This window comes from Globicatella sanguinis NBRC 15551 (genome assembly GCF_001552295.1).
GTDB classification, from domain to species: Bacteria; Bacillota; Bacilli; order Lactobacillales; family Aerococcaceae; genus Globicatella; species Globicatella sanguinis.
In genome coordinates this window covers 1-11,090 of the sequence record NZ_BCQX01000076.1, presented here as the reverse complement: position 1 = coordinate 11,090, position 11,090 = coordinate 1, and the positions used below count along the sequence as shown (strand labels likewise).

General features: G+C 32.0%; 9 protein-coding genes. 4 read left to right on the top strand and 5 right to left on the bottom strand.

The annotated features are described in order from the left end of the window. Window positions 1-24 precede the first annotated feature (24 nt). The 4 genes from GSA01S_RS07180 to GSA01S_RS11150 form a co-directional block, all read right to left on the bottom strand. On the bottom strand, window positions 25-546 hold the full coding sequence (locus GSA01S_RS07180; RefSeq protein ID WP_066126191.1) for a ClbS/DfsB family four-helix bundle protein: 522 nt from the start codon (window positions 544-546) through the stop codon (window positions 25-27). A gap of 597 nt (window positions 547-1,143) precedes the next feature. Next, window positions 1,144-1,488 carry a nucleotide pyrophosphohydrolase gene (locus GSA01S_RS07175; protein ID WP_066126189.1) on the bottom strand — a complete coding sequence of 115 codons (345 nt, stop codon included), beginning with the start codon at window positions 1,486-1,488 and terminating at the stop codon, window positions 1,144-1,146. Window positions 1,489-1,494: 6 nt separating this feature from the next. After that, window positions 1,495-3,096, bottom strand: coding sequence for a type I restriction-modification system subunit M (locus tag GSA01S_RS07170; protein ID WP_066126186.1), 1,602 nt, complete (start codon window positions 3,094-3,096; stop codon window positions 1,495-1,497). Between the two features lie 15 nt (window positions 3,097-3,111). Continuing rightward, complete coding sequence (locus tag GSA01S_RS11150) at window positions 3,112-4,221, bottom strand: restriction endonuclease subunit S (protein ID WP_083513252.1); 1,110 nt, start codon at window positions 4,219-4,221, stop codon at window positions 3,112-3,114. 81 nt (window positions 4,222-4,302) lie between these two features. On the opposite strand from GSA01S_RS11150, the gene GSA01S_RS07160 reads away from it, so the two are divergent. The 3 genes from GSA01S_RS07160 (at window position 4,303) to GSA01S_RS11140 (ending at window position 8,803) form a co-directional block, all read left to right on the top strand. After that, entirely contained in the window at window positions 4,303-7,293 is a 2,991-nt protein-coding gene (locus GSA01S_RS07160; RefSeq protein WP_066126182.1) for a type I restriction endonuclease subunit R, read from the top strand. Between the two features lie 16 nt (window positions 7,294-7,309). Further along, window positions 7,310-7,819, top strand: a complete 510-nt coding sequence (locus GSA01S_RS11145) for a restriction endonuclease subunit S (RefSeq protein ID WP_066126180.1) — start codon at window positions 7,310-7,312, stop codon at window positions 7,817-7,819. Between the two features lie 69 nt (window positions 7,820-7,888). Then, a complete protein-coding gene (locus tag GSA01S_RS11140; RefSeq protein WP_066126178.1) occupies window positions 7,889-8,803 on the top strand; it encodes a site-specific integrase in 915 nt (304 codons plus the stop codon). A gap of 421 nt (window positions 8,804-9,224) precedes the next feature. Here the strand turns inward: GSA01S_RS11140 and GSA01S_RS07145 are convergent, their stop codons facing one another. Continuing rightward, window positions 9,225-9,812, bottom strand: coding sequence for a type IV toxin-antitoxin system AbiEi family antitoxin domain-containing protein (locus tag GSA01S_RS07145; protein ID WP_066126177.1), 588 nt, complete (start codon window positions 9,810-9,812; stop codon window positions 9,225-9,227). Between the two features lie 166 nt (window positions 9,813-9,978). Between GSA01S_RS07145 and GSA01S_RS07140 the strand changes: the two genes are divergently transcribed. Continuing rightward, entirely contained in the window at window positions 9,979-10,815 is an 837-nt protein-coding gene (locus GSA01S_RS07140) for a DUF7973 family transport facilitator (RefSeq protein WP_066126175.1), read from the top strand. Window positions 10,816-11,090: the final 275 nt, after the last annotated feature.

The window sequence follows — 11,090 nt, the reverse complement described above, 5'->3', positions numbered from 1 at the left end:
GCATTTAAATTTAATATCCTTATTCTACAAATTTACGGTTTTTTTCCATTTTCTAATCTTAGTTCTAAATGTTCCAAATGGTGCTACCGTATTGACATGAATGAATTTGTACACTTCCCAAAAAGCTGTTTTTGTTGCGCCATCGGCCCATTTTCTCATATGTGGTTTAAACAATTCTTCATCTGTTAATTCATCTATCATAATATAAATATCCTCTATATTCTGTGATAGTTGTTCTTTTAGTTCCTTTAACGATTTATGAGCATAGGTATCTGTAAACCATTGATACAAGTCTCCAAGTTGATTCCACTTAAATTGATCAGATGGTGTTTTAACATCTAGTCCATTTTTCTCATCTTGTTCCCATTTTAAAATTAAAGAAGTCCAACCTACTTGATAGGCAAGATTTTCTGCTGGCGTTCTATCAACTTCTACCACTCTTTTGTCTTTTAATTCTTCTGGGATATTATCAAATTCTGAAATATATTTTTCAAAAGCTATCTTTATCTCATTTTTTAAAGCTTCCTTACTTTCATAAGTCCTCATATTCCGACCTCCGTAGTTTGTATAGAGAGATTATACTCTAAAATTTACTCCTGACCTTGATTCATCATCCTGTAATTAAACTGTTTCCATTTATTCCTATTTTATAAAAAATCTACCACATCAAACAAGAGTTTTTGTTACAAATTTAAAATTTGATAGGAAGAATTGTTTAGAAAATATATAAGAAAATTAATACTAAAAATTCAATCTCCAGTCAAAGAAATCTATAACAATCATGCAGAGACAATATTTAAAAAGTTGGACTCTACATTCCTATTAGGAGAAATGAGTAATAGAATTATCTAAAACTTCTGGAAAAAAGCCAGAGGCCAATATAACCCATTTGAAACAAGATCAACCTAAAATATTTTGGTTTAAACCATCAAAAAATTGATTAGGAACTGGTGATCCAAGATGAAATGACGAATGTCTATGCTGCGATTCTTCCGAAGACTTAGCTAATTTAACATAATATACTATGTCTACTACTCGTCTAAAAATTTTGTAAAATATGCTTTAAAGTCCTTATACTAGAAACTGAATGAAAAATATAAAATAAAGAAGCATCCGAGGATTAATCGAATGCTTCCCTATTAATTAATTGTTTTCTAGCTCAGTGTATTTCTTATTGCTGCCCTTTGCTTGACTAATTGGATACTTAACGCAATTTTTCATGAGTTTTTCTCGGATAATATCCGTTACGTCTAAATCCAAATTATCAGCCATCATTAAAGTATAAATTAAAACATCAGCAATTTCTTCTTTTAAGTGCTCTAACGACTCTTCCTTTGCTTCCTCAGACGACCGCCACTGAAAAATTTCTAATAGTTCATTAGCTTCTAAACTAATCGAAATTGCTAGATCTTTCTCGTTATGATATTGTCGCCAATTACGCTCGTCTCTAAAATGATTAATTTCTTTAATAATTTCGTTGATTTCCATGTTATTTTATTTGAATTCCTTTAAAAAATCCTGTAAGAATTGATTTTCTTCTGGAGTTGTCCCCACTAATTGATCCAACATACCAAACAATTCTTTAGTTGTTGCTTCAATTTCAGCATCTAGTGTTCTAATATCTTTAGCAATTTCATTTAATGGAACAACTTCTTCTTCTTCAAAAGTATCAACGTATCGAGGTATGTTTAAATTAAACTCATTTTCAACAATTTCATCAAAAGTTGCTAAATAACTGAATTTATCAATTTCTTCACGACTGATATAAGTATTTAAGATTTTTTCAATATGTTTATCAGTCATAATATTTTGATTTTTACCTTTTTCAAATTCTTTTGAAGCATCGATAAATAAAACATCTCTATTTGTTCGATTTTTCTTAAGAATCATGATGGTTGTAGGTATACTCGTGTTGAAGAAAATATTTGCTGGTAATCCAATAACCGTATCAATTGCTCCTTCTTCTAACAACCTTTGACGAATCTTACCTTCTGCATTACCTCTGAACAATACACCATGTGGTAAAACAATTGCCATTACACCAGAACTTTGTTTTAAATGATAATAACCATGAAGTAAGAATGCAAAATCAGCTTTTGACTTTGGAGCCAAAACACCAAAACTTGAAAAACGTGGATCTTGTAAAAAGCCGCTATCTGCTGACCATTTTGCAGAATAAGGTGGATTCATTAAAACAGCATCAAAATCTGTTGGTTCATCTGTTGGCCAGTCTTGATCTAAAGTATCAGCATCACGTAAATTTTGATTTTCCACAGCAACATCGTGAAGAATCATATTCATACGAGCTAAGTTATAGGTTGAACGGTTTAATTCTTGTCCAAAATAGGCAACATTATCTGGATAGTTTGAATATTTTTTTGCATTTAAAAGTAACGACCCTGAACCCATAGTTGGATCGTAAACAGTGAAATCACGTTTATCCTCACGTCCATGCATAACAATTCGAGTCATTAGTTGTGAAACAGGTTGAGGCGTATAGAACTCCCCTGCTTTCTTTCCAGAATCACTTGCAAATTGTCCAATTAAATATTCATAAGCATCCCCAAGAATATCACCTTCATGGTCAGCTAAATTTAAATTAGCCAATTCTTTCATAATTTTAGCGATTGTAGCATTTTGTTTTTGATTATTTGCACCTAATTTTCTAGAGTACAAATCTATATCCTCAAACAAATCTTCAAAAATTTCATTTGATTGTTCAATATTTCTGAAGCCTTGAGCTAAAGACTCTAATTGAAATTCACCCATGTTAGCTTGATTAACTAAAGCAGTAAAAGATAATGCAGGTTCCAAAATGTAACCAATTTCGTCGTTAAGAATTGCAATCAAATCTTCACGTGTTTCATCATACTGCCAAGAATCTTCAAATAATTTTTGTGCTTCATCAAGATTATGTGTTGGTTCTTCTAACACTTCTGAGATATAATAAAGCATTTTATCAGATAAGTATTTATAGAATACAAGGCCTAATAAATATGATTTGTATTCATTGGCATCCATTTTCGAGCGTAATTCATCCGCACAATTCCATAATGCTTGATATAAAGATCTTGAATTTTTAATTTCTTCTGTCATGTCATACTCCTTTTTCTATATAAACATTTTCGAAAGTAATGTCTTTTTCAATTCTTGATATTGTTCTATTTTTCGCTGATGAAGAGTGATGAGTTTGTCGAGTTGAATAAAAAGCATACCAATTTCACTTTGTTCCGCAAGACTTGGAATTTTAATTTTTATACCTATAAAATCATCATAATTAATATTAAGAAGCCCATCCATTCGTGCACCAGATGTAACCAATTTCCCTAGTTCCCTATTAGGGAGTCTTGTTGCAAACATATATTCTATATAATCTGGATCAGCCTCCTTAGTTGTTCTAAAACTATGGTATATCCGAGGTACAAGGGCTTCTTTATGTGTACTCAACTTAAATACAACACCGTATTTAGCTAATTTAGAGTTTCCTCTATTATAAGACAATTCATTCTCAGATAAGAGCGTATAATTTTTTTGTTCTTTTCCCGCTTTATTTCCTGAAAAACGTTCACGCTGATCAAGCCACCCCATTCCTGCTGATATGGTAAGGGTGGGTAATTCCATTCTACCATCATTTCCACTTACCCTTTCTGATACTTCCCCCAACTTTCGCTGTTCCCAATTGTCAGTAAAACCAGCAAATCTTAACTCAGGAACTGCCCTTCCATTCTTAGGAAACATTTTTGAAAGTAAAGTTTTCTTTAAATTTTCAAGCGCTTCAAGCTTACGCTGATGAAGAGTGATAAGGTTGTCGAGGTTGGAAAAGAATACACCGATTTCATGTTGCTCATTTTTGTGTTTTGTAAACCATACATTCTTATTTTTTAGAATTGTAAAGTGACGTTTATAACCTTGAGATTCCGGCTTATATCGTTCTAGTAATGAGAAAAGATACTTTCCATCAAAACCATCACCACTTAAAATCTTTACACCATCCGTAGCAACGAAGAAGGGTTCAGTTGGCTTATAAAGTGAAACTGTATGGTCACCAAAAAGCGTAACATCTTCGAATTTTTCAAATGGTTCTCCATCTGAATAACCCACCACTGGATTATCACCTTGCTGAATGACTTCATAATTACCAGCATCTCTAGGTTCAGTCAAATATGCTCTAAAACTATGACTTTTTAGTATTTCAGAAAACTTTCGCTGTTCCCAAGTTATCCCAAAGTCTATATATTAATATTTTCTTAAATATGATAAAATATTAATTGTATGCACATTTAATGAAATGGGGGAGAGGTTATGAGATTTACTGGTGAAATAAAAATAGAAAACCAGTTAATTGATCGTTTAACTACTGGGGAAAGCCAGTGGACGTATCGTAAAGATCTCCAAACAGAAGAACAATTATGGGATAATTTCTTTGAAAAATTAGCACAAAATAATGTTAGCGTTTTAAATGATGTTCCTTTAACAGAACAGGAAAAGTTACAAATTAAAAACCAATTAAATTTCACAAATTATTTTAATGCTGCTAAATGGTTAGTAGGTGAAAATGGTATTGCTAGAGTTGAAGTACAGCGTGAGGATGCAACACTTGGAAAGATTAGGTTAGAAGTGATTCGTCGAGACAACGTTACTGGGGGAACATCTTCTTATGAGGTTGTTAATCAAGTAAAAAGGGAACGATTGACTGAAAGAGACAGTAATCGTCGATTAGATGTTACTTTGCTAATTAATGGTTTACCGATGATTCATATCGAATTAAAAAATAGATCGACTCCTTTTAAAGAGGCTTTCTATCAAATAAAGAAATATGATAAAGAGGGTATGTTTAGGGGGATTTATTCTTCACTTCAAATGTTTGTCGTTTCCAATACGGTTGAAACTCGTTATATAGCTGCAGCAAGAGAAAATAAACTTAATGATCAATTTTTAACTAAATGGGTAGATAAAAATAATCAACCTGTTAATGATTTGTTAGAGTTTGCTGAACATGTTTTGTCAATTCCTAGAGCACATCAATTAGTAATGCAATATTCTGTATTGGATAATGAAAAGAAAGCTTTAATCTTACTTAGACCCTATCAAGTGCACGCAATTGAACAAGTTAAACTTGCAAGTCAAAATAGGGAATCGGGTTATATTTGGCATACAACTGGGTCTGGAAAGACTTTAACTAGTTATAAAGTAGCAAGAAACCTTTTACAAATTCCACGTATTAATAAAACTATTTTTGTGGTAGATAGACGTGATTTAGATCAACAAACGACTTCTAGTTTCATGTCTTATGCAGAAAACGATGTGATTGATATTGATGAAACTGAGAATACTAATGAATTAGTTAATCGATTATATGCCAATGATAAAGCTGTTGTTGTTACTACAATCCAAAAAATGATGAATATGTTGCGTAAATTCGAATATGGACAGTATAAAAGCAAAATAAATGGAATTAAACAGTTAGAAATTGCTTTTGTCGTGGATGAATGCCATAGAGCCGTCACGCCACAAACTCATCGTGAACTATCGAGATTTTTTGTAAATTCAATGTGGTATGGCTTTACAGGTACACCTATTTTTGCAGAAAACAAGCGGGAACAAGTTGGTGATTTACCTCAAACTACTGAAGAACAATATGGAAATTGTTTACATGCCTATACTGTTAAAGAGGCAATAAAAGACAAAGCAGTTTTAGGGTTTCAAGTTGAGTACTTAAATACATTCCAAAATAAAATTGAAGAAAAAGATATCCCTCAAGAAGTCTATGAATCTGAAGAGCATCTACTTAAAGTAGTTGATTATATTGTCAATCAAGCTCAAAGAAAGTTAGGGTTACATAGAGGACAAGGGAATACTTATAATGCGATATTGACGGTTAGAAGCATCGCTTTAGCACAAAAATACTTTGAGTTATTTACAGCAGTAAAAAATGGTACTAGTCCTGTTAAAATATCAGAGGAAACAAAAAAACGACTCCCGAATTTTCCTAAATTTGCGATTACCTATTCCGTTTCTGAAAATGAAGAAGCTAGTACTAAAAATCAAGATAAAATGAAAGAGGCCATGGATTATTATAATCAAGAATTCGGCACCCATTATACTATCAGTGACTTACGTGGTTATAATACGAATGTTAATGATCGATTAGCAAGAAAAAAAGAAATTTACAATTTTCGGGATGAACAATTAGACTTAGTAATTGTAGTCGACCGTTTATTAACTGGTTTTGATGCACCTTGTTTATCTACACTGTTCATTGATAGACCTCCAATGAAATACCAAAATCTTATTCAAGCATTTAGTCGTACTAATCGTTTATATGATAGAGAAAAGAATTATGGACAAATAGTGACATTTCAATCCCCTAATACATTTAAGTTAGCAGTGGATGATGCTTTAAGATTATATTCTAATGGTGGTGAAAATTCAGTTTTAGCTCCTGAATGGGATGAAGAAATAGTTCGTTTTAACGAAAAATTAGAAACACTTTTAAATATTGCTCCTACACCGGAGGATACGCCTCAAATTGAAAGTGCCTCAATTGAAGAGCTAAAACGCTTTGCTAAAGCCTTTCAAGAATTTGATAAGTTATATGCATCCATTCAAGTTTATAGTGATTATGATAAAGAGGAAGTTTTCAAGACCTTTAATCTATCTGATAGACTTATTGAAGATTACCATGGGAAATATCAAAATGTAATAGAAGAGATTAAAAATCGTGTAGTAGATGAAGTGCAAGACAGTGAAGAAATCGATATTCATTATGAATTAGAATCGGTTCACTCTGATGTTATTGATTATGAGTATATTATAAGTCTTATTCAATCATTTATTCCTGACGATGATGAAGAGATTAAGGACATTTCTAAGAAAGATATGGATTCCATAGATAAATACATAAATGAATTATCTATTACAAACCCACAGTTAGCTAAACAAATTTTAGATATCTGGTATCAAATTCAAATGGATCCTGTGAGTTATCGTGGTCAATCTGTTATGCAATTATTAGACGAAAAAAATGAAAATGTCATTCGTGAAGAAACGGAAGAATTTGCAAAAAAATGGGCTGTAGGGGAAGAAGAATTGATATTCTATTCTGAAAATTATTTACCTGGTAAAAAACGACAAAGAGGAGAAAAAGCATTAGACGACTCTCGCAATTACGATGAATACAAGAAGACACATGGAGATAAGGCATTAAGCCCACTAAAATATCGAAGAGAAATTAAAGCTGCTTATCAGTCATTCGTTGAAGAAGTGGTAGAACCGCTAAAAACCAGACGTTAGAAAGGGGATTAAGTAGATGTCAAAAAATAAAATTTCACAACCTAAAATAAGATTTAAAGAATTTTCTGGTGAAAATGCTGAAGCTTGGGAACAGCGAAAGTTGGGGGATTTAATAATAATAAATAGTGGGAGAGATTATAAATATCTAAAGACTGGAAATATCCCCGTGTATGGAACAGGTGGCTTGATCACTAAAGTGAATAAATCCCTAAGTAAAAATAAAAACGCAATTGGAATCGGAAGAAAAGGTACAATTGATAAACCATTTATTCTACATGCTCCTTTTTGGACAGTTGATACTTTGTTTTATTGTATTCCAAATACTAATACAGATATTTCTTTTGTATATTCGCTTTTTTTGAAAGTAAATTGGAAATCTTTTGATGAATCGACAGGTGTACCTAGCTTATCAAAAAATGTTATCAATAAAATAACAACATATAGTACCCAATTACAAGAACAAATTAAAATCGGAAATTTTTTTAATAAATTAAATGATACCATCACTCTTCATCAGCGTAATTAATTTATTTCTGTGAAAATATTTAATATTTCTCATATACTTTAGAAGTTCAATGAGTGGAAGGAGTATATTATGGTAAAAGACTTGCTTTTTGTAGACTATTATTGGAATTGGATTAATTTATACAAAAAAGGAGCGGTTCGAAATGTTACATTGTCAAAATATTATATGACTCATAAGTGGGTTGAAAAATTAATGCCTAACTTATTATTAAGAGATTTAAATAGATTAACTTATCAAACCTTACTAAATGATTATGCTAAGTTTCATGAAAAACAAACCACTATGGATTTTCATCATCAGTTAAAAGGTTCTATTATTGATGCTGTTGACGAAGGTTTAATTGAAAGAGATCCTACACGCAAAGCAATCATCAAAGGGAAAACACCAAAGCAAAAAAAGCAAAAATATTTAAGTCAATTTGAACTGCATACTTTAATACATCATCTTGACTTATCTCCAACAATATCTTGGGATTGGTTAATATTACTTATTGCTAAAACAGGGCTTCGTTTTTCTGAAGCTTTAGCTTTAACACCAGAAGATTTTGATTTTTCTCATCAAATGATTTCAATCAATAAGACCTGGGATTATAAGAATAATTCTGGTTTTTTACCAACAAAGAATCAATCATCTGTTAGAAAAGTTAGAATTGATTGGCAATTAGTTATTCAATTTTCTGAATTAATTAAAGGATTAGATACTAATAAGCCTATCTTTGTTAACGGAAAGATATATAATTCAACGATTAATAATATTTTAGGTAGGTACTGTCGAAAGCTAGGTATTCCTGAAATTACAATACATGGATTAAGACATACACATGCCTCTCAATTATTGAGTGCAGGTGTTTCTATAGCTAGTGTAGCTCAACGATTAGGCCATTCAAGTATGACGACAACTCAAAAAACTTACCTGCATATCATCCAGGAATTAGAAAATAAGGATGTAGATATTATAATGCGTTCAATGTCTGAATTATCTTAAAATAAACATGAACAACTCATTGAACAAACATCCCTAGCATTATGGGATGTTTCTTTTTTTAAAGATTACAAAATGTTGTAAATTCTATTAATCTATTGATGATTTTCTTAAATGCTAAATCTCCTATATAAGTATTATCATTTAAATAGTTTTGCCATAACTCATGTATAATCTCATCCTGACTAATTTCTTCAATTATTTCATATACTTCTTCTAACAGACTTGCAATGTAGTTCTATTTTCCTCACCAATAATTGTAGCTACTAACAAACCCCCCTTAATAATTAAATTCTCTTTATACTCTGATTTAGATAATCTTTCGATAAACTTTTCAAAGAAAAACATTTGGAGTACTTCTCCTGCGTTAAGTCCACGTACTTTTGCGTATTGTTTTATTTTACTTTAAATTGATGTTTATTCATTAACCTAATACCTCCATTAAACTGCGGAGAGTTAATTCAACACCAAGTTTTCTAGAATATTTGATTATTTTACGTTTATCAATTTGTGCTTGTTCAAAATAAGTTTTTATCGAATTAGTGTATATTTGCTTATCGATTTTATTTTTGTTAGCAATAATATCACAAATGGTTCTTTCAGCATCGTATACTTGAATAACATTGCCAAAAGGAGACTTTTTAGTACTAATACCTAAATCAAAGTTTTCTTTCTTAATGTAATGGACCTTTATGTTAGAAAATTTCTTTGTTAGACGACTTGCATTATACCCCTGAGGGACAGTGATATGAAAGATGTTTGGGACGTGGTCACTTAAATCGTGTAAGTATAAGGCTGTATGGTGTGAAAAGACCACGCGTTTATTCTTATAAGATATTAAGGCATAATCATCAACCAAGTCATCATTTTGTATATAAACCCCTTCTTTTAGACGTTCCAATTTTCCTTGGTTAACTAAATTGGATAGGGTTACTCTCGAAATCCCTTTTGATTCAGCTTGTTGTGTAGTGAAAGTTTGAAAATTGGTTAACAGTTCTTCAACTTTATCCATAATGTCGCCTCCTTTATACATATATGCTTTAATTTTATACTTTTAACGCACAAATGTAAAGCGGTTGGAATTAAATCATATCACTCTATTAATAATAGTTATTAGACTTTATTTTTTAAAATGACTATAATTTATATGGTGAAAATTTATTTTAAGGAGTGACAATATGTCAATTTTAGCAATTATTTTAGCTTTCTTTGGTGGCGTATTTGGTGCTGCGATTGGAGCGATCCCTGCGATTGGTTTATGTGGGTTCTTCGTCTTAATCGGTTCATCAATCATGGCTGCTGGAGGTTCAGCAGATTTCTTAAACAATGTCGCATTTGGTTATTTCTTTGGACCCCATATCGCTTTCACCGGTGCTGTGGCAGCAACTGCTTACTTAGGTTCTAAAGATAACTCTGGTTTCCACGGAACAGATATTAATAAACAACCATTTGCTTCCAATGATCCAATGGCTTTATTAGTCGGTGGTATCTTCGCCGTTATCGGTTATTTATCAGCTTACTTAATTACCGAAGTATTGGGATTAAAAGTTGATGGTGGCGCAATCGGTATCGTGATTGGTTCAATCATTACTCGTTTAGTATTTGGTGGTGGCGAATTTATGTCGCAACCAGAAGAAGGACAACCAGTCTTCAATATGAATACCAATGATTTAGTCTTTGGTTTATTATGGTCAGCAGCTTACTCTGCTATCATCGCTTATGTAACACAATTAACAGGTATTCCATTCTTTGGCTTTGGTTTTGGAGCATTCTTATTCTTCTTTACCATCTTTGGTGCCAACTTCCCGGTTGGACATCATGTCGGGATTATCTCAGCTTTACCAATGGTTGCGTTTAATAACTATTTCTTAGCGATTTTATTTGGTGTGATGGCTTGGTTCGTATTTGAGTTAGTCGCTCGTTTCTTCAACACCAATGTCAAAACACATATTGACCCACCCGCTTATGCAATTGCATTATTTTCATTCATATTAAATACATTCTTCATTAAATAATTGAAGCAGTAGAAATAGCCTAACAAACTCACATCGGGTTTGCTAGGCTATTATTTTTTTAAATGGTGTACACGATTTCGCAACTATTGACTTGGTTAAACGGGTTTACTCTCTAAAGAACAAGTAAGGCATTTTATCGGCGCCTTTGCCCTCGCCTTCTACTAAAAATGGGAATATGACGTATTTAACAACGAAAAGGCATTGGCTGGACCGCTCCCATTTTCTATTCCTTTTCAACAACATTCAAAATACCTTGAGGCTGGGCATAAACTTGA

What these genes read in the sequence shown, in the direction of transcription:
- GSA01S_RS11145 (WP_066126180.1), top strand. Translation starts at nt 7,310, where the DNA reads ATGTCAAAAAATAAAATTTCACAACCTAAAATAAGATTTAAAGAATTT.
- GSA01S_RS07175 (WP_066126189.1), bottom strand. Translation starts at nt 1,488, where the DNA reads ATGGAAATCAACGAAATTATTAAAGAAATTAATCATTTTAGAGACGAG.
- GSA01S_RS07170 (WP_066126186.1), bottom strand. Translation starts at nt 3,096, where the DNA reads ATGACAGAAGAAATTAAAAATTCAAGATCTTTATATCAAGCATTATGG.
- GSA01S_RS07140 (WP_066126175.1), top strand. Translation starts at nt 9,979, where the DNA reads ATGTCAATTTTAGCAATTATTTTAGCTTTCTTTGGTGGCGTATTTGGT.
- GSA01S_RS07145 (WP_066126177.1), bottom strand. Translation starts at nt 9,812, where the DNA reads ATGGATAAAGTTGAAGAACTGTTAACCAATTTTCAAACTTTCACTACA.
- GSA01S_RS07160 (WP_066126182.1), top strand. Translation starts at nt 4,303, where the DNA reads ATGAGATTTACTGGTGAAATAAAAATAGAAAACCAGTTAATTGATCGT.
- GSA01S_RS07180 (WP_066126191.1), bottom strand. Translation starts at nt 546, where the DNA reads ATGAGGACTTATGAAAGTAAGGAAGCTTTAAAAAATGAGATAAAGATA.
- GSA01S_RS11140 (WP_066126178.1), top strand. Translation starts at nt 7,889, where the DNA reads ATGGTAAAAGACTTGCTTTTTGTAGACTATTATTGGAATTGGATTAAT.